Origin of the sequence: Basilea psittacipulmonis DSM 24701, from assembly GCF_000743945.1 — a bacterium.
Classification (GTDB): domain Bacteria; phylum Pseudomonadota; class Gammaproteobacteria; order Burkholderiales; family Burkholderiaceae_B; genus Basilea; species Basilea psittacipulmonis.
The window spans coordinates 1,875,819-1,895,993 of sequence record NZ_CP009238.1 but is presented as its reverse complement, the minus strand read 5'-3'; the positions used below and the strand labels follow the sequence as shown (position 1 = coordinate 1,895,993).

The window sequence follows — 20,175 nt, the reverse complement described above, 5'->3', positions numbered from 1 at the left end:
AAGCTAAGCAAATGTAGTATTTGTGATAATAGCTTGTTTTTATTAGATATTTTTATAATAGACTGATTTATAATGGATTTTTTATGACTGGATGATTTTTGATGACGGTGTGTCCCTATTTATAATTTGTTTTAAATCAATATTTATTAAATAGTGACGCACCATAGGAAATAAAACTTGTGAATCGAGGGTTTTTTCGGTATCTTAAACACAACAATATGATTGATGCGGAATCTTAGGAGAATGGCTGTGACGCAAATAAGAATGGCAGAAGAAAAAGGATTGTATTCATCACACTATGAACATGATGCCTGTGGTTTAGGGTTTGTGGCAAATATTAAAGGAAAGAAAAGCCACACGATCGTTCAGCAGGGTTTAAAGATATTGGAAAACCTTGATCACCGTGGTGCCGTAGGGGCAGACAAATATATGGGGGACGGGGTAGGTATTTTGATTCAAATCCCTGATGCCTTATACCGTGAAGAGATGGCAAAACAAGGGGTGACACTACCTGCGACAGGTGAGTATGGGGTATTGATGGTGTTTTTGCCTCAAGAAACCGCATCGCGTTTAGCCTGTCAAAAAGCATTAGAGCGAGCAGTAGAGAATGAAGGGCAGGTGTTGTTGGGCTGGCGAGATGTACCAGTCAATCATGATGTTTTGCGTTCTCAAGCCGTGATTGCCTGTGAACCCGTGATTAAGCAGTTGTTTGTGGGACGTGGCCCTGATCAAAGGGTACCTGATGCCTTGGAGCGTAAACTTTATGTGATTCGTAAAACGGCTAACCACGCGGTTAAACAAATGGATTTAGCCCACAGTAAGGAATATTTTGTGGCATCGGCTTCTACACGTACAGTGGTGTATAAAGGGCTGTTGTTGGCCAATGAGGTTGGGGCGTATTATCATGATTTGATGGACACTAGAACCGTGTCTGCTGTGGCACTGGTTCATCAGCGATTCTCTACGAACACTTTCCCAGCATGGCCTTTGGCTCACCCTTTCCGCTTGATTGCCCATAATGGTGAAATTAACACCGTGAAAGGTAACTTTAATTGGTTAAGAGCCAGAGAAGGGGTGATGGATTCAGCGGTTTTAGGCGAGGATCTGAATAAGCTATATCCCATTGTTTACGAGGGTCAATCAGATACCGCCACATTTGATAACTGTTTAGAACTGTTAGTGATGAGCGGTTATTCGTTGGCTCATGCGATGATGATTATGATTCCTGAAGCGTGGGAACAAAACGAGAAAATGGAATCACAACGCCGTGCATTCTATGAATATAATGCGGCGATGATGGAGCCATGGGATGGTCCTGCTGCGATTTGTTTTACAGACGGTCGTCAAATTGGTGCAACGTTGGATAGGAATGGATTAAGACCTGCTCGTTATCTGGTGACCGATGATGATATGGTGATTTTGGCCTCAGAAGCAGGTACTTTGGGCGTTCCTGAGAATCGAATTGTCAAAAAATGGCGTTTACAACCGGGACGCATGTTGTTAATCGATATGGAACAGGGACGCATCATTGAAGATGAAGAGATAAAGTCACAGTTGGCGAATAGTCGTCCTTATGCACAGTGGGTAGAATGCTTGCGTGTGCATTTACAGGATTTAAAAACGGCGGATAATCCTGAAGCGGTAGTGGAAGAGCCGCTGAAAGCAAAAGAGTTAGACCTACAACAAGCTTTTGCATGGACGCAGGAAGACTTTAAGTTTATTTTGAAACCCATGGCCGAAACAGGTCAAGAATACGTGGGTTCGATGGGAAATGATAGTCCTTTGACCGTATTATCAGACCATGCAAAACCTTTTTATAACTACTTTAGACAACACTTTGCACAAGTTACGAACCCACCAATCGATCCGATTCGTGAGCAAATGGTGATGTCTTTGGTGTCGTTTATTGGCCCCAAACCTAATTTATTGGATATCAATAACGTCAATCCTCCGATGCGTATTGAAGTGTCACAGCCGATTTTGCAGGCTAATGATATGAAACGATTGCGTCATATCGAGCATTACACTGGAAACAAGTTCCGTAGTTTTGAACTCGATATTACCTATCCCGTAGAATGGGGGACGCAGGGGATTGAAGCATCATTGGCCTCTATCTGTGCCAGTGCGGCTGATGCAGTAAGAGATGGTTATAACATTTTGATTGTCAGTGATCGCAAAGTAGATGAAACACGAGTGGCGATTCCTGCATTATTGGCTTTGTCAGCGATTCATCAGCACTTGATACGTACAGGATTGCGTACGAAAACAGGGTTGGTGGTTGAGACGGGATCGGCAAAAGAGGTGCATCATTTTGCTTTATTAGCAGGTTACGGTGCCGAAGCGATCCATCCTTATTTGGCACTTAAAGCCGTTGCTGGCATGGGGCCTGATGCCGTCAAGAATTATATCAAGGCGATTGGGAAAGGGCTTCATAAGATTATGTCCAAAATGGGTATCTCGACCTATATGTCCTATACAGGTGCACAAATTTTCGAGGCAATGGGGCTTCAAAAGGCATTGGTAGATAAGTATTTTACGGGTACGCCTACGACGATTGAGGGGCTAGATATTTTCGCGGTCGCAGAAGAGGCAATTCGTTTGCATCAAAAAGCATTTGGAGAGGATCCTGTATTGGAAAATCAGCTAGATGTTGGCGGTGAATATGCATTCCGTGTGCGAGGTGATCGCCATATGTGGACACCCGATTCCATCGCAAAACTACAACATGCAACGCGTTCTAATGAGTATAGTACTTATCGTGAATACGCCCAATTAATCAATGATCAAACTCGCCATATGATGACGTTAAGAGGCTTGTTTGAGTTTGTGGTGGATCCGAATAAAGCGATTGCTTTGGAAGAAGTAGAGCCTGCTAAAGAGATTGTGAAACGTTTTGCAACGGGAGCGATGTCGATGGGATCTATTTCGACAGAGGCCCATGCGACGTTAGCGGTAGCCATGAACCGAATAGGCGGTAAATCAAATACAGGTGAGGGCGGCGAAGATGAGTTGCGTTATCGTAAGGAATTGAAGTCAGGTAAAAGCGGTATTAAAGAGGGCGATACCTTAGCTTCAGTGCTAGGAAAAGATAGAGTGGAAGCGGTGATTCCTTTGAAAAAAGGCGATTCCTTGCGTTCTAAGATTAAGCAAGTCGCATCAGGACGTTTTGGGGTTAGTGCAGAATACCTATCAAGTGCCGATCAAATCCAAATTAAGATGGCTCAAGGTGCCAAGCCAGGTGAGGGCGGTCAATTACCCGGTCATAAAGTGACGGACTATATCGCTAAGTTGCGTTATTCAGTGCCAGGCGTGGGCTTGATTTCACCTCCTCCACACCACGATATTTATTCGATTGAGGATTTAGCTCAGTTAATTCATGATCTGAAAAATGTGAATACGGCAGCTGATATTTCCGTGAAATTGGTATCTGAAGTGGGCGTGGGTACCGTTGCAGCAGGGGTTACGAAAGCAAAAGCCGATCATATCGTGATTGCAGGCCATGATGGTGGTACAGGTGCATCACCTTTGTCTTCCGTTAAGCATGCGGGAACACCGTGGGAATTGGGCTTATCTGAAACACAGCAAACACTGGTTTTGAATAATTTACGTAGTCGTGTACGCATTCAAGCAGATGGCCAAATGAAAACGGGTAGAGACGTGGTGATTGGTGCGTTGTTAGGTGCCGATGAGTTTGGATTTGCGACTGCTCCTTTGGTCGTTGAGGGCTGTGTGATGATGAGAAAATGTCATTTAAACACCTGTCCAGTAGGGGTGGCTACACAAGATCCCGTATTACGTCAAAAGTTCCAAGGTAAGCCTGAACACGTGGTGAACTATTTCTTCTTTGTGGCTGAAGAAGTGCGTGAAATCATGGCGCAGCTAGGAATTAGAAAGTTTGATGATTTAATTGGACGTACCGAGTTGTTGGATATGCGTGCAGGCATTGAGCATTGGAAAGCAAAAGGATTAGACTTTTCACGCATTTTCTACAAACAAGAAGCTCCAAGACATGCCTTGTACCACACAGAAACACAGGATCATGAGTTAGATAAAGCCTTAGATAATCAGTTGATTGAAAAATGTCAGCCTGCGATTGAAAAAGGCAAAAAAGTGAATTTATCCTTGCCAATCCGTAATCGAAATCGTACGGTGGGAGCGATGTTATCAGGTAAGATTGCCTCAAAATATGGTCATGAGGGCCTACCCGATGATACGATTCACGTCCAATTCCATGGTACGGCTGGACAGAGTTTTGCAGCCTTTTTAGCCCATGGTATTACGTTTGAATTAGTGGGAGAGGGGAATGATTATGTTGGCAAAGGCTTGTCTGGCGGTCAAGTAATCGTTCGTGCCCCAAATGATTTCAGAGGTAAAACGTCAGAAAATATCATCGCAGGCAATACCGTTTTATATGGTGCATTGGGTGGAAAAGCGTTCTTCTCAGGCGTGGCAGGTGAACGATTTGCCGTTCGTAACTCAGGTGCAGCAACTGTAGTAGAGGGCGTAGGTGACCATGGTTGCGAATATATGACAGGCGGAACCGTTGTTGTACTCGGACAAACAGGCCGAAATTTTGCGGCGGGAATGTCCGGTGGAGTGGCTTATGTGTGGGATCCTGAACGTTCATTTAAAGACTTGTGTAATACCAGTATGGTGACATTACAACAAGTGTTGCCAGCCGATGAACAGGATAAAAACACTTGGCACCAACCATATAGAGAAGCACAGGCACAAGCGGATGAACCGATTTTACTTGATTTGTTACGTGAACATTATGAACTCACTGGTAGTTTACGTGCCAAAGAATTGTTAGATAACTGGGAAGTGTCTCGCGGTCAGTTTGTCAAAGTCATGCCGATGGAATATCAACGAGCCTTAGCTCAATTATCCGCAAAAAAAGCAGTTTAAGGAGTTCATGATGGGAAAAATTACAGGTTTTTTAGAGTTTGAACGTGTTGAAGAAAGTTGCCAGCCACCTAAAGAACGTATTAAACATTACCATGAGTTTGTGGCGACATTGACAGACTCGCAGGCTCAGACGCAGGCAGCACGTTGTATGGATTGTGGCATTCCTTTTTGTAATAATGCCTGTCCTGTGAATAATAATATTCCAGATTGGAATGATATGGTGTACCGTGCAGATTGGAAATTGGCTTTGGATACGTTGCTATCCACCAATAACTTTCCTGAATTCACGGGAAGAATTTGTCCAGCTCCTTGTGAAGCTGGCTGTACCTTGAATTACAACAATACCCCCGTGGGAATTAAATCCATTGAACATGCGATTATTGACAAGGGGTGGTCTGAAGGTTGGGTCAAAGCCAAACCAGCACGTCGTCGTTCAGGAAAGAAAGTGGCGATTGTCGGATCAGGTCCATCAGGCTTGGCGGCGGCTCAACAATTGGCCCGAGCAGGTCATAAAGTTATTGTTTTTGAGAAAAATAATCGTATCGGGGGCTTGTTAAGATACGGGATCCCAGACTTTAAATTAGATAAAAGTTTGATCGACCGACGTTTAAGCCAATTGGAGGAAGAGGGCGTGGAGTTTAAACCCTCTACTTATGTCGGTAATTTAGAGGATTTGCCCAGTTCAGATATGATGTGCGTCACACCACAAGAATTAAGCAAAGAGTTTGATGCCGTTTTATTATGTGGTGGTGCTGAAGTGCCTCGTGATTTGATGGTTCCTGGCAGAGAATTAAAAGGTGTTTATTTTGCAATGGATTTCTTACGTGAGCAAAATAAGGTGAATGCAGGGGATCGCATCAGAAATCAAATTACCGCCAAAGACAAACACGTGGTGGTGATCGGTGGTGGCGATACGGGTTCTGATTGTGTGGGAACGAGTATTCGTCAGGGGGCCAAAAGCGTCACGCAAATTGAGTTAATGCCCTGTCCTCCCGAGCAAGAAGATAAGTCATTGACATGGCCCTATTGGCCGATGAAATTACGCACTTCTTCATCGCAAGAAGAGGGTTGTGAGCGTGATTGGGCGATTGCAACGAAGTCGATCGAGGGTGAACATGGTGTGGTGAAACAGTTAAATGTGGTCCGCGTTAAATGGGATAAACACCCTAAAACGGGACAGATGAGCATGAAAGAAATCCCGAATTCTGAATTTTCAATCAAAGCGGATTTAATCTTTCTGGCCATGGGCTTTGTTTCCCCCGTACCGCAGGTCTTAGATTCTTTTGGCATTGAAAAAGATGCCAGAGGTAATGCTAAAGCCAATACCGAACAATACGCGACGAACCAAAAAGGAATTTTTGCGGCAGGAGATATGCGTCGTGGTCAGTCTTTAGTGGTCTGGGCGATTCGCGAGGGTCGTCAAGCTGCTAAGGCGGTAGATGAATATTTGATGGGTCAATCAGTTTTGCCAAGATAAAGAAAGTTGGTATAAAATAAAAGTTTTTATTTTATAAGACAAGAGCTTGGATAAAACAGTATTAACCTTTCAAGATGTGTCCTTGGGGTATGGTCAGGTCACCATTCTTCAAGGACTGAATCTTCATGTATCGACAGGACAAGTTGTTGCTTTGATGGGTGGTTCCGGGTCAGGTAAGACCACTTTATTGCGTGCAGCGACAGGCCAGATTTTTGCCCAAAAAGGTCAGATTTCCTTATTTGGTCAGGATATTCGTTCATGGGGAGATTTAAGTCAAGTTCGTCAAAGAATGGGCGTGCTATTTCAACAAGGTGCCTTATTTACCGATTTAAATGTCTTTGAAAATGTCGCCTTTCCTTTGAGAGAATTGCGCCAATGTACTGAAGAAGAGATTAATCAAAAGGTGCTTTCTTGTTTAGAAAAAGTGGGGCTGAAAGCGGCTGCTCATTTAAGTACCTCTGAAATATCGGGGGGCATGGCACGAAGAGTTGCTTTGGCTAGGGCGATTATTTTAGATCCTGAGATTATCTTTTTTGACGAGCCTTTTGCTGGACTGGATCCGATTTCTTTAGGAATTACCGCTAAGTTAATTCGAGATTTAACCACTCATTTAAATTGTGCGTCTATTTTGATCACGCATGATATTGAGGAATCGTTTGCTATCGTGGATCAGGTTTATATGGTCGGACAAGGACGGATGTTGGCATCGGGAACACCTGATGATTTGCGTCGTTCCACTGACCCTTATGTGCGTCAGTTTTTATCGGCCTCAACAGAGGGGCCAGTTGCTTTTAATTACCCAGAAACGCCCGCTTATTTAGACTGGTTAAAAACAAAAGGACTGACATGATGCGTAATGTAATAATAAACTTGGGTTCTTTTGTCCTAAATATCATCGCCATTTTGGGAAGATTCTTTTTGTTCTTAGCTAGGATTCTTCGTGCCTCTGGAATGGCTTTTAAACGATTTTATCTTACGGTGGACCAGATTCATTTTATTGGTAATTATTCCTTACTGATCGTTTTGGTATCTGGTTTGTTTGTGGGGTTTGTGTTGGGGCTACAAGGCTATAACACCTTGGCGACATTTGGCTCAGCCCAACAATTAGGGCTAGTCGTTGCCTTGTCTTTATTGCGTGAATTAGGGCCTGTTATTACCGCTTTGCTTTTTGCTGGTCGCGTAGGCACTTCTGTAACGGCCGAGATCGGTTTAATGAAAGCAGGTGAACAGTTAACAGCCATTGAAGTGATGGGGATTAACCCTTTGGCAAGAATCATTGCACCACGTTTTTTGGGTGGGGTGATAGCGATGCCGGTATTGGCATCACTTTTTTCTGCCGTCGGTATTCTGGGCGGATGGCTAGTGGGCGTGATGCTGTTAGGCGTGGATAATGGTGCTTACTGGTCATTAATGGAAAGTGGTGTGAATTTGTTTAGTGACGTAGGTAGCGGTTTTGTAAAAAGTGTGGTCTTTGGTGTGGCGTGTATTTTAGTGGCCTTGTATCAAGGATGGTATGCAAAAGCCACGCCATCGGGGGTCTCCAGAGCGACTACTCATACCGTGGTAATCAGTGCTTTATTGATTTTTGCACTCGATTTTGTGATGACGGCACTTATGTTTTAAAAGGTTACAAAATGACAGAAAGAAAAACGGAATTTTATGTGGGTGTGTTCGTATTGTTAGGCATTATCGCACTGATCTTTTTGGCCTTGCGTGCAGGCAATATGACTTCATTTAGTTTGTTTCAAAAGACCTATCATATCGCGGCAAAATTTGATAATGTGGGGACGTTGAAAACGAATGCGGCAGTGAAATCTAATGGTGTTGTGGTCGGTCGCGTCAAAGCGATTCACTTTGATAATCAGGATTTTAAAGCCATTGTGGATATTAGTATTGATGAACCTTACGTCTTTCCGCAAGACAGCTCTTTGTCTATCAACACAGCGGGATTGTTAGGTGACCAATACGTGAGCATTACCCCAGGAGCAGATGAACAGAATTGGACCGATGGTGCTTATGTTCAGTTTACCCAAGGTGCCATTGTGTTAGAGGATTTGATTAGTAAGTTCTTATTCTCTAGTGCCGAAAAACAAGGTTCAAAATAATGAAAAAATATCTATTGATCTTAGCTTGTGCAGGCATATTATCGGCGTGTAGCACGACTAATCCTGATGACCCCTTAGAGCCTTATAACCGTGCGGTTTATGCGTTTAACGATACCGTGGATAGTATTGTGTTAAAGCCCGTAGCCAAAGCCTATAACCGATATGTTCCAGCGGTTGCACGTGAATGTATTCATGGCGTTTATTCTAATGTGGGTGAAGTGTGGTCAGGTGCAAATAGCCTTGCTCAAGGTAGTTTTATCGATTTTTTTAATACCATTGGTCGTGTGTTGTTTAACACCACAATGGGTGGTGGCGGTTGTAAAGACTTGGCCGCTGAAAGAGGCTTGCCTGCTATTTCTAATGACTTTGGTGTGACGTTGGCAAAATGGGGTGTGGGACGTGGTCCTTATCTGGTTTTGCCGTTTTTTGGTCCTAGTACGTTTAGAGATGCTGCGGGCATGGCGGTGGATGCATGGGTGCCATCCGCACTGAATGCGTCCTTATTAGATATTTATCCAGTTCGCGTTAGAAATCCAGTATATGCTTTAAAATGGGTGGATGTCCGAGCGTCGTATTTACAAGCAGAAAGTTTGGTGGACAATATCGCTTTGGATAAATATAGTTTTATTCGCGACTCCTATTTACAGTTAAGAAAAGCCAGAATAAATGGTGTTACAGGTGGTAGTGGCGTGCCAAGTTATGAGGATCCTGATCAGGATGATAATTCAAAAGCCGCTCCTAATGTACCGCAATACGATGATCCAGAGGATGCTTTAAACGTTCCTCAGTATGATGATCCCGATTCCCCCTAATGATTGAAAAAAGGTATAGATATGAAACTACTAAAAACATTTTTGACGATGTGCTGTTTGTGTATCGCGTCACAAGCATGGTCACTGCCCAATCCCAATGATTTTATCGAAAAGATAGCAAACCAAACGCTAAAAGCGATATTAGAAAATGACTCTGCTCATGCTGGGAATATTGAAGGTATTCAAGAGGTCGTTAATCAATACGTGATGCCTTATGTGGATATGAACCGTGCCACGAGATTGGCTGTTGGTGCACCATGGCGACAAGCGACTGATGCACAGAAAAAAGCATTAGTGGATGGCTTTTCAATGACATTGATGCAAACCTATAGTGGTGCGTTTAAGGCGGTAGATAAGGATACGAAGATTACGATGTTGCCGTTTAGAGGCGATCCTAAAGCCAAAGACGTGGTGGTTTCTAGTGTCTTAGAGAATCTAACTAACCGTATTCGTGTGGATTATCGAATGATTCAAACTAACGATAGTTGGTTGGTTTACGATTTGGCCGTAGAGGGTATTTGGTTAATTCAAAATTATCGTAACCAATTTGCAGGTGAAATCAGTCGCCATGGTATCGATGGTTTGGTAGAAGCCTTGAGCAAGAAAAAACAATGAGTAAGGTTATTGTTTCGTTTGACCGCGTATCTAAGATCTATGATGAACAACCCTCGTTTTGGTCACGTCTCTTAGGTCGCCCCATATCCAAAGGATTCCAAGCATTATTTGAAACGACTTTGCATATTCATGAGGGCGAGTTTTTTGGCCTGTTGGGACCCAATGGTGCTGGAAAAACCACCCTCATTTCTATTCTTGCAGGATTGGTTTATGCAACATCGGGTACGACCAAAGTCTGCGGTTACGATGTGGTAAAAGATTATCGGATGGCTCGTCGTTCCTTGGGTATCGTGCCTCAAGAATTAGTCTATGATCCGTTTTTTACAGTCAGAGAAACGTTACGGTTGCAATCGGGCTATTATGGGTTACGTCATAATGATGATTGGATCGATGAGATTTTAGATAATTTGGGCCTCTTAGATAAAGCTGAATCCAATATGAGAAGTTTGTCTGGAGGCATGAAAAGACGTGTGTTAGTCGCACAAGCCTTAGTTCATAAACCGCCTGTTATTGTGTTAGATGAACCCACGGCGGGTGTGGATGTCGATCTTAGACATGGCTTATGGAAGTTTATTACCCGTCTTAACAAAGAAGGGCATACGATTATTTTAACGACACATTATTTGGAAGAAGCCCAAGAGATGTGTCATCGATTGGCTTTCTTAAAACGCGGTAAGATTGTGGAACAAGGGACACCACAGGATTTGTTAACCGCTTACCAAAGCGAACATTTAGACGATACTTTCTTAAAAGTGATGAATAAGGAATCAACATGAGCAGTCGTGTGTCACAACGTTTTTCATCGGGATTTCCTACACTCTTGTACAAAGAGATGATGCGTTATCTTAAAGTATCTACCCAAACCATCGCTGCACCTGTAGTGACCGCATTGCTTTATTTGCTGGTGTTTTCACAGGCGATGAAAGGTAAGGCAGAGGTGTATGGATCGGTGCCGTATTTGCATTTTCTCATTCCCGGTTTAATGATGATGAGTATGTTGCAAAACTCATTTGCCAATACCTCTTCGTCTTTGATCCAAAGTCGTATTACAGGTAATTTGGTGTTTATTTTATTACCACCGTTTTCTTATTGGGAAATTTTCTCCGCTTATATTGTTGCGGCGTGTGCCAGAGGTTTATGCGTAGGTTTGGCACTTTGGGTCGCCTCTTGTATATTTGCGGTGGTGATACCAGTGTCGCCTATTTGGCTGATTATCTTTTCTATCATGGCCTGTGCCATTATGTCGAGTTTAGGATTGGTGGCAGGTGTGTGGTCTGAAAAATTTGATCATTTAGCCGCCTTTCAAAATTTCCTAATTATGCCTGCTACCTTTTTGTCAGGGGTTTTTTATTCCGTACATAGCTTGCCCCCTTTTTGGCAAACCGTGTCTCATTGGAATCCCTTGTTTTACACGATAGATGGATTTCGCTATGGTTTTTTCGGAATCGCAGATGTTTCCCCATGGCATAGTTTTGCTGTTGTATTATTAACATTGTTGATCACTTCTGCCATTGCACTCAGAATGTTGGCAACAGGTTATAAGTTGCGTTATTAATTTTTTATAGGATGGTTATGTTGTTACCTACACCTGATTCGATTCGTGAACATATTGAGAAAGGCTTAGCTTGTGAGAAAGTGACGGTAGTGGGCGATGGTGCACACTTTGAAGCATTGATCGTAAGTGAAGCGTTTGAGGGCAAACGTCTGATCGCCCGTCATCAGCTGGTATATGCGGCTTTAGGTGATCGAATGCGTGAAGAAATTCATGCTTTATCCATGAAAACATTAACGCCTGCAGAATACGCCAACCAAGGAAAATAATGGACAAATTGAGGATTGTGGGGGGTAACCCTCTTCATGGTGAGATCACGATTTCGGGAGCAAAGAACGCGGCGTTACCGATATTATTTGCTTGTTTATTAACCGATGAACCGTTGGAATTACACAATGTCCCGACATTAAATGATATTGATACCACGGTTAAATTACTGACTCAGTTAGGGGTAAACGTTCAGTGGAATAAGGCTGAAAATAAGATTGTCTTACAAGCTAGTCAACTGATATCGAATGAAGCACCTTATGAACTCGTAAAGACTATGCGTGCGTCAATACTAGCGTTGGGGCCTTTATTAGCACGCCTTAAATCCTCAAAAGTCAGTTTACCAGGAGGGTGTGCGATAGGATTAAGACCTGTTGATCAGCATATTAAGGGGCTGGAGCGATTAGGTGCGACTATCACGGTGGAACATGGTTTTGTCTATGCTCAGTGCGATGAATTAACGGGTAATAGCATTCGTACGGATATGGTGACCGTGGGCGGTACGGAACAGTTTCTGTTAACAGCGGTATTGGCAAAAGGCACAACGATTTTAGAAAATGCGGCCAAAGAACCTGAAGTCGTGGATCTGGCGAATTTGCTGAATGCGATGGGGGCGAAAATCTCAGGGCATGGTACGGACCGTATTGTTATTCAGGGAGTTCCATCCTTGCATGGTGCTACTTACCGTGTAGTGGCCGATCGCATTGAAACAGGCACATTTTTATGTGCTTTAGGTGTCACAGGGGGTGAATTGTGGCTTAGAAAAGCGGCTCCTGATACATTAGGGGCAGTTTTGGACAAACTGATTGAAGCAGGTATGCAGATTGAAACAGGGGCGGATTGGATTCATGCGAAGATGGATAAACGTCCTCGTGCAGTAGGCTTTAAAACAAGTGAATATCCCGGATTTCCGACCGATATGCAGGCACAGCTTATGGCGATGAATGTCGTGGCTGAAGGTAGTTCTGTGATGGTGGAAAACATTTTTGAAAATCGTTTTATGCACGTGCCAGAATTGATGAGAATGGGGGCAAAAATCACCCTAGACGGTCATACCGCAGTGGTTGAGGGAGTGCCTCAATTATACGGTGCAAAAGTTATGGCAACGGATTTAAGAGCCTCTGCAAGCTTAGTCATTGCTGCATTGGCTGCTGAGGGGGAGACCATTATTGATCGCATTTATCATTTAGATCGCGGTTATGATCAAATGGCTGAAAAACTCAGATCGGTAGGTGCTGTTATTGAAAGAATATCGACATCATGAGAGAACAACCATTAACATTAGCCTTATCAAAAGGGCGTATTTTTGATGAAACACTTCCTTTGTTGGAAGCAGCAGGGATTCACGTATCTGAACACCCAGAACAGTCTCGAAAACTCGTATTGCCTTCATCTGACCCAAATTTACGATTGTTGATTGTGCGTGCGTCAGATGTGCCCACCTATGTGGAGTATGGGGCGGCAGATTTTGGCATTGTAGGCAAAGATGTGCTACAAGAATATACATTGAGCCATCAAAGCCAGCTATATGAACCCGTTGACTTAAAAATAGCACAATGTCATCTGGCCGTCGCTGTCAGAGAGGACTTTGACTATCATGCGGCGGTATTTCGTGGTGCTAGATTAAGAGTAGCAACTAAATACGTGGAAATTACTCGACGTTATTTTGCATCACAGGGCGTACAAGTGGATTTGGTTAAATTGTATGGCTCGATGGAACTAGCCCCACTGATGGGGTTGGCTGATGCGATTGTAGATGTGGTCTCCACGGGTAATACGTTGAAAGCCAATCATTTAAAAGTGGCCGAATATGTGATGCCGATTTCTTCTCGTTTGATTGTGAATAAAGCGTCACTGAAAACAAAAACCTCACTTTTAATGCCCATTATTAGAACATTTGAAGAGACAGTTAATCAAAAATGAAGCAGCCATTTATTAATCGATTAAATACTCAAGATCACGATTTCTTGCCATCTTTACAAACCTTGCTGGCGTTTGATGCGAGCGAAGATAAGGCGATTGAAGAGGCGGTTACGCATATTTTGGAAGCGGTAAAACAAAGAGGTGATGAGGCCGTGCTTGAGTTCACCCAAAAGTTCGACCGCAGTCAAGCAACTTGTATGCAAGACTTGGAAGTCACGCCTGCACAGATGAAACGGGCGTTAGATAGTTTGGATAAAACGCAACGCGAAGATTTAGAACAAGCGGCCGACCGTATTCGTCGTTATCATGAAAAACAAAAATTAACGTCATGGCAATATACAGAAGAAGATGGTACGGTGCTGGGACAGAAAGTCACGCCGTTAGATAAAGTGGGCTTGTATGTACCAGGTGGCAAAGCGGCTTACCCATCTTCGGTGATGATGAATGCCATCCCCGCCAAAGTAGCAGGAGTGGGTGAAATCATTATGGTGAGCCCAACGCCTAATGATCAACAAAATGATTTGGTATTGGCCTGTGCGGCGATATCGGGGGTAGATAGAGTCATTCGTATTGGGGGTGCTCAAGCGATTGCTGCCTTGGCTTATGGTACTGAATGTATTCCACAGGTCGATAAAATCACGGGTCCAGGAAATGCTTATGTCGCATCGGCGAAAAAACGTGTGTTTGGTACCGTGGGTATCGATATGGTGGCTGGTCCCAGTGAGATTTTGATTATCTGTGATGGTAGTACGTCTGCAGATTGGATCGCGATGGATTTGTTTTCACAAGCTGAACATGATGAATTGGCACAAGCGATTTTATTAAGTCCAGATGAAGCGTTTTTAGATGCGGTTCAAGCGTCTATGCAACGTCAGATCGCGAATATGCCAAGAGAAGCGATTCTCAGAACCAGTCTCTCTAATCGAGGTATTTTGATCAAAGTAAAAGATTTAGATGAAGCATGTGATGTTGCGAATCGAATCGCTCCTGAACATTTGGAAATCTCTACGACTAACGCATCCGCATTAGCTGAAAAAATTCATCATGCGGGCGCTTTATTTTTAGGTGCCTATAGTTCAGAATCATTTGGTGATTATTGTGCAGGCCCTAACCATACCTTGCCTACAGCGAGGACAGCCCGTTTTTCTTCACCTCTAGGGGTGTATGATTTTCAGAAACGTTCGAGTATTATTCAAATCTCTGAACAAGGTGCTAAAACACTCGGTCCTTTAACAGCAAGATTGGCTTATGGAGAGGGGTTACAAGCCCATGCACATAGTGCAGAATATCGTTTTAAAAAGGTGTAATGATGCGTGTTGCAAAGATTAATCGTGATACAGCCGAAACAAAGATTTCGGTCGCCGTAAATTTAGATGGTACAGGCAGTGCGAAACTAAATAGTGGCATTCCTTTTTTAGATCATATGTTGGATCAAATCGCACGTCATGGTTTGATCGATCTAGAGGTCACTTGCCAAGGCGATACGCATATCGATGATCACCACTCTGTGGAAGATATTGGCATTACATTGGGACAGGCGATTGCTCAAGCGGTCGGTGATCGAAAAGGCATTATTCGTTACGGTCATTCGTATGTGCCTTTAGATGAAGCCTTATCACGCGTGGTAGTGGATTTTTCAGGTCGTCCAGGTTTGGAATATCACGTGGACTTTACGCGTGAACGAGTCGGTACCTTTGATGTGGACTTGTTTAGAGAGTTCTTTCAAGGGTTTGTGAACCATGCCAAAATCACTTTGCATATCGATAATATTCGTGGCTTAAATACGCATCATCAGGCGGAAACGGTGTTTAAGGCGTTTGGACGTGCATTGAGAATGGCTTTAACGCTTGATGAACGTGCAATCAATGTTATTCCTTCTACAAAAGGCGTGTTGTAATGAGTAAAATCGCCGTGGTCGATTATGGAATGGGGAATCTACATTCCGTCAAAAGAGCGTTAGAACATGTATGTGACGCAAAAGATGAGGTGTACTTTGCACGACAAGCTCAAGATCTCGAACGTGCGGATAAGGTTGTGTTTCCAGGTCAAGGAGCGATGGGCGATTGCATGAAAAACCTTGAAAATTCAGGGTTGATGGAGGCTGTCCAGAAAGTTGCCTTATCTAAACCTTTGTTGGGGATTTGTGTGGGCCAGCAAATGATGCTAGAACATAGTGAAGAGGGGAATACGCCTTGTTTAGGATGGTTTGCAGGGAATGTAAAAAAGTTTTCTGGTCCTGCATTCGAGGGAAAAAACCGATTGAAAGTGCCGCATATGGGATGGAATAAGGTGACACAAAAACCGCATCCTTTGTGGGCGGGTATTGATGATGGTGCATTTTTCTACTTTGTTCATAGCTACTTTGTTCATACCGATACATCGCGTAGTCCTGATGTAGTTTTTGGTCAAACGGAATATGGTTTGTTGTTTGATAGCGTCATCGCCAAGGATAATATTTTTGCGGTTCAGTTTCATCCCGAAAAAAGTGCAAATAATGGTCTAGTTTTGTTAAAAAATTTTGTGAATTGGCAAATCTAGCTATATACTTGTGTTTATTAACTTTAACTTAGAAATATATTGTAATCATGTTGCTAGTTCCAGCTATTGATCTAAAAGATGGTAAATGTGTGCGTTTGCGTCAAGGTGATTTAAGTGATGCAACGATTTTTTCAGAAGACCCTGTCAACATTGCTCAGAAATGGAGCGATTTAGGTGCCAGAAGACTTCATTTGGTGGACTTAAACGGGGCGGTTGCAGGAAAACCCAAGAACCATGAGGTGATTGACCAAATTTTAGAAACGATTGATGAAGATTTGCCTGTGCAGATCGGTGGCGGTATCCGTGATTTGGAAACGATTGAGTTTTACTTGGATATGGGTATTGAATACGTCATTATCGGTTCAGCGGCGGTGAAAAAACCTAGTTTTGTGGAAGAGGCTTGCAGTGCCTTTGCTGGGCATATCATCGTTGGCTTGGACGCTAAAGATGGACAGGTTGCCACAGATGGTTGGACGAAAATTTCTAAGTACAATGTAGTCGATCTCGCTAAACGTTTTGAAGACTATGGGGTGGACAGCATTATTTACACCGACATCGGCCGTGATGGAATGTTGTCAGGTATCAATATCCAAGCGACAGTGGATTTAGCCAGACAAGTCGATATTCCGATTTACGCTTCGGGCGGGTTAAGCAGTATCGAAGATATTCGTCAGTTATGTGAATTTGAAAGCGAGGGTATAGAGGGCGTGATTATGGGACGCAGTCTATATGAGGGCAAGATTGATTTTGTGCAAGCACAAGATTTGGCGGATTCATTAAGTGATCGTGATCTTTATGATGAGGAAGACTAATACATGAGTGCTTTGTGCCATCGCATTATTCCTTGTTTAGATGTTAAAGACGGTCGAGTGGTTAAAGGCATTAACTTTGTTGGATTAAGGGATGCTGGTGATCCAGTAGAAGTTGCTAAACGCTATAACGATCAAGGGGCGGATGAATTAACTTTTTTGGATATTACCGCTACAAGTGATGATCGAGAAGCACTCTTATCAGTGATAACAGCTGTCGCAGAACAAGTGTTTATTCCGCTTACTGTCGGAGGTGGCGTAAGAACACTGGCGGATATTGATAAACTTCTAAATGCGGGTGCTGATAAAATTTCTATCAATAGTGCAGCCGTCTTGCGTCCAGACTTGGTACGTGAAGCAGCTACTTACTATGGCTCACAGTGTATTGTGGTGGCGATTGATGCACGTAAAAGTGAGCATTTGCCTAGTGGTTATGAAATCTATACGCATGGTGGTCGCAAAGGTACGGGAATCGATGCGATTGAATGGGCAAAAAAGATGGCTGATTATGGTTCGGGTGAACTATTAGTGACCAGCATGGATAAAGACGGCACAAAAGATGGTTTTGATTTATCTTTAACTCAAGCCATTAGTGAGGCAGTACCTGTGCCAGTGATTGCTTCAGGCGGTGTGGGAAATCTTCAACACCTGTGTGATGGCATACAAAAAGGTGGGGCCAGTGCTGTGTTGGCTGCCAGTATTTTTCATTATGGAGACTATACCATTGCTCAAGCTAAGGAATATATGGCTAAAGCGGGTATATCTGTTAGACGTTAAGGTAGGGTAATGGGATTCAAAGATATTCTTTCTTTTGACGAAAGAGGCCTTATTCCTGCAATTGCACAGGACAAAGAGACAGGTCGTATTTTAATGGTGGCTTGGATGAATCATGAAGCATTGACAAAAACGATTCAAACGAAGCAAGCCGTTTATTTTTCTCGTTCTCGTTGTAAGTTATGGCACAAAGGTGAAGAATCGGGGCATGTACAGCATGTCCATGAAATTCGTACCGATTGTGATGGCGATGTTATTTTGTTAACGGTGACTCAAGAACAGCAAATTGCCTGTCATACGGGACGTACTTCTTGTTTTTACAAACGTTTAGATTGGGAGACCCAGACTTGGGAGGCTGTCGATCCCGTCATGAAAGATCCAAAAGATATTTATCATCATGAATGAATCCATATTAAACAAATTAAGCGAAATACTTAAAGACCGAAAACTAAATGGGCATCCCGATACGTCTTATGTGGCAAAGTTGTACGCAAAAGGGCCAGATGCTTTTTTAAAGAAAGTGGGCGAGGAAGCGGTCGAGTTTGTGATGGCTTGCAAGGATCAAGATCGTGAACATATGGTGTATGAGTCTGCAGACTTGGTCTTTCACTTATTGGTCGCTTTAAATTATTACGATATTTCTATTGATCAGGTGTTAGGTGAATTGGCTCGAAGAGAGGGACTATCAGGGTTGAAAGAAAAAGCGAGTCGTTCTGAATAAAGTGACAGAAACGCTTTTGACGATCAGATTCTCTCCTTAGTATGAAAGAATGTGTCGGCTGTGTGAGCATGATTGAATGGGTTTAAGAAGATTTTGTTCCCAGTGTAAAAAAAGATGATGCCTAGATGGTGATGCGTGAATCAAACTAAGAAAAATAGCGATTATGCTACAATTTGTTATCACTACAAACTTAATGAATGGAGTATAAGATGGGTAGTATGAGTATTTGGCACTGGCTAATTGTGTTAGTGATCGTTGCATTAGTATTTGGTACGAAAAAATTACGTAACATCGGGGAAGACCTTGGTGGTGCGGTAAAAGGGTTTAAGAAAGGCATGCAAGAATCTCAAGAAGAAAAATCTTTGCCTAATCCCGCAGAAAATCAGACGGTTGACGTTCAGGCCAAAGAGAAAAAAGACGCATAAATCATGTTTGGATTTAGTTTTGGAGAGTTATTTATTATTGCTCTCGTGGCACTCGTGGTGTTGGGGCCAGAACGATTGCCTAAGGTTGCACGGTCAGCAGGACTGCTATTTGGACGATTTCAACGATACATGAATGATTTAAAATCTGATTTGCAGTCCGAAATCAATATCGACGAAGTAAAAGATTTAAAGAAAACGATAGAACAAGGTGTGGCGAATCCATTTGAATCAGCCGTCAATGACCTCAGATCGAGTGCGGATAAGCTAAAGCAGGATCTGACCTCTGGATTGGGGGAGCTGAAAAATGAAGTAGAACAAATGACTCATCAGCCCCAACAAGAAAACCCAACGCACACAGATTCCGATTCATCCGTGGCGAAAGTAGAACAGACGGATAAGCCGTTGCCTAAAGAGACCTCTTTGGTGGCTAGCCAGGAGATGAAAAAAACATCGTCTGACGCATCCGAAAGCAAGACGGAAACACAGGAGAAAGTGGGATGAGTGAGGAATTAAAAGAGGGTAGTGTGGTCTCTCACCTCATTGAGTTACGTAGTCGCTTATTAAAATCCATCGCAGGTATTTTGCTTGTTTTGATTGTCTTGATGATCTATCCAGGGGCAGGAAAGATTTATAACTGGGTGGCGATGCCGATGATGGAGACGTTGCCAGAGGGGCATAAAATGATTGCCACAGGCGTGATTACGCCATTTTTGGTGCCGTTGAAAGTGACGCTTTTGATAGCGTTTTTGATTGCCTTACCTTGGGTGATGTACCAAATATGGGCTTTTGTGGCACCAGGTTTATATAGTCACGAGAAAAAAATGGCCGCCCCTTTAGTGATCGCCAGTAGTGCTTTGTTTTATCTCGGTATGGCATTTTGTTACTATGTGGTTTTTGGTAATGTATTTCACTTTATTGCTTCTGTGGCCCCTGATTCTATCCAGTTTGCCCCAGACATCGCATCATACCTGAGTTTTGTGTTGACGATGTTGTTCGCATTTGGGTTAACGTTTGAAGTGCCTGTGGCGGTCGTTGTATTGGCGATGACGGGAGTGGCGAGTACCCAAAAAATGAAAGAAGCAAGACCTTATCTAATCGTGGGTGCATTTGTCGTGGCGGCGATTGTGACCCCACCAGATGTGATGAGTCAGCTGATGTTGGCGATTCCGCTAGTGGTGCTTTATGAGATTGGATTGATATTTGGACGTTTGGTGGAGAAACGCGAAACCGCCTAAACTCTATTGCTTCA

General features: G+C 43.2%; 22 protein-coding genes. All 22 read left to right on the top strand.

The window, feature by feature from the left end; translation table 11 throughout:
• Positions 1-243: 243 nt before the first annotated feature.
• The 22 genes from IX83_RS08205 (at position 244) to tatC (ending at position 20,161) form a co-directional block, all read left to right on the top strand.
• On the top strand, positions 244-4,908 hold the full coding sequence (locus IX83_RS08205) for a glutamate synthase-related protein (RefSeq protein WP_236620609.1): 4,665 nt from the start codon (positions 244-246) through the stop codon (positions 4,906-4,908).
• Between the two features lie 10 nt (positions 4,909-4,918).
• Positions 4,919-6,385 (top strand): glutamate synthase subunit beta, encoded by a 1,467-nt coding sequence (locus IX83_RS08200; RefSeq protein ID WP_038501265.1) that lies wholly within the window; start codon positions 4,919-4,921, stop codon positions 6,383-6,385.
• A gap of 46 nt (positions 6,386-6,431) precedes the next feature.
• Positions 6,432-7,235 carry an ABC transporter ATP-binding protein gene (locus IX83_RS08195; RefSeq protein WP_038501263.1) on the top strand — a complete coding sequence of 268 codons (804 nt, stop codon included), beginning with the start codon at positions 6,432-6,434 and terminating at the stop codon, positions 7,233-7,235.
• Positions 7,232-8,008, top strand: a complete 777-nt coding sequence (gene mlaE / locus IX83_RS08190) for a lipid asymmetry maintenance ABC transporter permease subunit MlaE (RefSeq protein WP_038501261.1) — start codon at positions 7,232-7,234, stop codon at positions 8,006-8,008. Before IX83_RS08195 ends, mlaE begins: the two co-directional genes overlap by 4 nt.
• Positions 8,009-8,019: 11 nt before the next feature.
• Positions 8,020-8,490: an outer membrane lipid asymmetry maintenance protein MlaD gene (gene mlaD / locus IX83_RS08185; protein ID WP_038501259.1), complete on the top strand. Its 471-nt coding sequence runs from the start codon at positions 8,020-8,022 to the stop codon at positions 8,488-8,490.
• Positions 8,490-9,302 carry an MlaA family lipoprotein gene (locus tag IX83_RS08180; protein WP_038501257.1) on the top strand — a complete coding sequence of 271 codons (813 nt, stop codon included), beginning with the start codon at positions 8,490-8,492 and terminating at the stop codon, positions 9,300-9,302. The genes mlaD and IX83_RS08180 overlap by 1 nt, the downstream gene beginning before the upstream one ends.
• 21 nt (positions 9,303-9,323) lie before the next feature.
• Complete coding sequence (locus tag IX83_RS08175) at positions 9,324-9,917, top strand: MlaC/ttg2D family ABC transporter substrate-binding protein (protein WP_038501256.1); 594 nt, start codon at positions 9,324-9,326, stop codon at positions 9,915-9,917.
• Positions 9,914-10,693: an ABC transporter ATP-binding protein gene (locus IX83_RS08170; protein ID WP_038501254.1), complete on the top strand. Its 780-nt coding sequence runs from the start codon at positions 9,914-9,916 to the stop codon at positions 10,691-10,693. Before IX83_RS08175 ends, IX83_RS08170 begins: the two co-directional genes overlap by 4 nt.
• Positions 10,690-11,472 (top strand): ABC transporter permease, encoded by a 783-nt coding sequence (locus IX83_RS08165; RefSeq protein WP_038501251.1) that lies wholly within the window; start codon positions 10,690-10,692, stop codon positions 11,470-11,472. The genes IX83_RS08170 and IX83_RS08165 overlap by 4 nt, the downstream gene beginning before the upstream one ends.
• A 20-nt stretch (positions 11,473-11,492) precedes the next feature.
• On the top strand, positions 11,493-11,738 hold the full coding sequence (locus IX83_RS08160; protein WP_038501868.1) for a BolA family protein: 246 nt from the start codon (positions 11,493-11,495) through the stop codon (positions 11,736-11,738).
• Positions 11,738-13,000, top strand: a complete 1,263-nt coding sequence (gene murA, locus IX83_RS08155) for a UDP-N-acetylglucosamine 1-carboxyvinyltransferase (protein ID WP_038501250.1) — start codon at positions 11,738-11,740, stop codon at positions 12,998-13,000. Before IX83_RS08160 ends, murA begins: the two co-directional genes overlap by 1 nt.
• Positions 12,997-13,659 (top strand): ATP phosphoribosyltransferase, encoded by a 663-nt coding sequence (gene hisG / locus IX83_RS08150; RefSeq protein WP_038501248.1) that lies wholly within the window; start codon positions 12,997-12,999, stop codon positions 13,657-13,659. The genes murA and hisG overlap by 4 nt, the downstream gene beginning before the upstream one ends.
• A complete protein-coding gene (gene hisD, locus IX83_RS08145) occupies positions 13,656-14,966 on the top strand; it encodes a histidinol dehydrogenase (RefSeq protein WP_038501246.1) in 1,311 nt (436 codons plus the stop codon). Before hisG ends, hisD begins: the two co-directional genes overlap by 4 nt.
• Positions 14,967-14,968: 2 nt before the next feature.
• A complete protein-coding gene (gene hisB / locus IX83_RS08140; RefSeq protein ID WP_038501244.1) occupies positions 14,969-15,556 on the top strand; it encodes an imidazoleglycerol-phosphate dehydratase HisB in 588 nt (195 codons plus the stop codon).
• Positions 15,556-16,197, top strand: coding sequence for an imidazole glycerol phosphate synthase subunit HisH (gene hisH / locus IX83_RS08135; RefSeq protein ID WP_038501242.1), 642 nt, complete (start codon positions 15,556-15,558; stop codon positions 16,195-16,197). The genes hisB and hisH overlap by 1 nt, the downstream gene beginning before the upstream one ends.
• A gap of 47 nt (positions 16,198-16,244) precedes the next feature.
• Complete coding sequence (gene hisA / locus IX83_RS08130; RefSeq protein ID WP_038501240.1) at positions 16,245-17,009, top strand: 1-(5-phosphoribosyl)-5-[(5-phosphoribosylamino)methylideneamino]imidazole-4-carboxamide isomerase; 765 nt, start codon at positions 16,245-16,247, stop codon at positions 17,007-17,009.
• A gap of 3 nt (positions 17,010-17,012) precedes the next feature.
• Positions 17,013-17,783 carry an imidazole glycerol phosphate synthase subunit HisF gene (gene hisF / locus IX83_RS08125; protein ID WP_038501238.1) on the top strand — a complete coding sequence of 257 codons (771 nt, stop codon included), beginning with the start codon at positions 17,013-17,015 and terminating at the stop codon, positions 17,781-17,783.
• 9 nt (positions 17,784-17,792) lie between these two features.
• Entirely contained in the window at positions 17,793-18,185 is a 393-nt protein-coding gene (gene hisI, locus IX83_RS08120) for a phosphoribosyl-AMP cyclohydrolase (RefSeq protein WP_038501237.1), read from the top strand.
• Positions 18,178-18,501: a phosphoribosyl-ATP diphosphatase gene (locus IX83_RS08115; RefSeq protein WP_038501235.1), complete on the top strand. Its 324-nt coding sequence runs from the start codon at positions 18,178-18,180 to the stop codon at positions 18,499-18,501. Before hisI ends, IX83_RS08115 begins: the two co-directional genes overlap by 8 nt.
• A 209-nt stretch (positions 18,502-18,710) precedes the next feature.
• Complete coding sequence (gene tatA, locus IX83_RS08110) at positions 18,711-18,926, top strand: Sec-independent protein translocase subunit TatA (protein WP_038501233.1); 216 nt, start codon at positions 18,711-18,713, stop codon at positions 18,924-18,926.
• A gap of 3 nt (positions 18,927-18,929) precedes the next feature.
• Complete coding sequence (gene tatB / locus IX83_RS08725; protein WP_051919577.1) at positions 18,930-19,427, top strand: Sec-independent protein translocase protein TatB; 498 nt, start codon at positions 18,930-18,932, stop codon at positions 19,425-19,427.
• On the top strand, positions 19,424-20,161 hold the full coding sequence (gene tatC, locus IX83_RS08100) for a twin-arginine translocase subunit TatC (protein WP_038501231.1): 738 nt from the start codon (positions 19,424-19,426) through the stop codon (positions 20,159-20,161). Before tatB ends, tatC begins: the two co-directional genes overlap by 4 nt.
• The last annotated feature ends 14 nt before the right edge of the window (positions 20,162-20,175 follow it).

Bases quoted from the DNA above. Each gene is read 5' to 3' on its own strand.
- IX83_RS08205 (WP_236620609.1), top strand. From the start codon at position 244: ATGGCTGTGACGCAAATAAGAATGGCAGAAGAAAAAGGATTGTATTCA.
- IX83_RS08200 (WP_038501265.1), top strand. From the start codon at position 4,919: ATGGGAAAAATTACAGGTTTTTTAGAGTTTGAACGTGTTGAAGAAAGT.
- mlaE (WP_038501261.1), top strand. From the start codon at position 7,232: ATGATGCGTAATGTAATAATAAACTTGGGTTCTTTTGTCCTAAATATC.
- mlaD (WP_038501259.1), top strand. From the start codon at position 8,020: ATGACAGAAAGAAAAACGGAATTTTATGTGGGTGTGTTCGTATTGTTA.
- IX83_RS08180 (WP_038501257.1), top strand. From the start codon at position 8,490: ATGAAAAAATATCTATTGATCTTAGCTTGTGCAGGCATATTATCGGCG.
- IX83_RS08175 (WP_038501256.1), top strand. From the start codon at position 9,324: ATGAAACTACTAAAAACATTTTTGACGATGTGCTGTTTGTGTATCGCG.
- IX83_RS08170 (WP_038501254.1), top strand. From the start codon at position 9,914: ATGAGTAAGGTTATTGTTTCGTTTGACCGCGTATCTAAGATCTATGAT.
- IX83_RS08165 (WP_038501251.1), top strand. From the start codon at position 10,690: ATGAGCAGTCGTGTGTCACAACGTTTTTCATCGGGATTTCCTACACTC.
- murA (WP_038501250.1), top strand. From the start codon at position 11,738: ATGGACAAATTGAGGATTGTGGGGGGTAACCCTCTTCATGGTGAGATC.
- hisG (WP_038501248.1), top strand. From the start codon at position 12,997: ATGAGAGAACAACCATTAACATTAGCCTTATCAAAAGGGCGTATTTTT.
- hisD (WP_038501246.1), top strand. From the start codon at position 13,656: ATGAAGCAGCCATTTATTAATCGATTAAATACTCAAGATCACGATTTC.
- hisB (WP_038501244.1), top strand. From the start codon at position 14,969: ATGCGTGTTGCAAAGATTAATCGTGATACAGCCGAAACAAAGATTTCG.
- hisH (WP_038501242.1), top strand. From the start codon at position 15,556: ATGAGTAAAATCGCCGTGGTCGATTATGGAATGGGGAATCTACATTCC.
- hisA (WP_038501240.1), top strand. From the start codon at position 16,245: ATGTTGCTAGTTCCAGCTATTGATCTAAAAGATGGTAAATGTGTGCGT.
- hisF (WP_038501238.1), top strand. From the start codon at position 17,013: ATGAGTGCTTTGTGCCATCGCATTATTCCTTGTTTAGATGTTAAAGAC.
- hisI (WP_038501237.1), top strand. From the start codon at position 17,793: ATGGGATTCAAAGATATTCTTTCTTTTGACGAAAGAGGCCTTATTCCT.
- IX83_RS08115 (WP_038501235.1), top strand. From the start codon at position 18,178: ATGAATGAATCCATATTAAACAAATTAAGCGAAATACTTAAAGACCGA.
- tatA (WP_038501233.1), top strand. From the start codon at position 18,711: ATGGGTAGTATGAGTATTTGGCACTGGCTAATTGTGTTAGTGATCGTT.
- tatB (WP_051919577.1), top strand. From the start codon at position 18,930: ATGTTTGGATTTAGTTTTGGAGAGTTATTTATTATTGCTCTCGTGGCA.
- tatC (WP_038501231.1), top strand. From the start codon at position 19,424: ATGAGTGAGGAATTAAAAGAGGGTAGTGTGGTCTCTCACCTCATTGAG.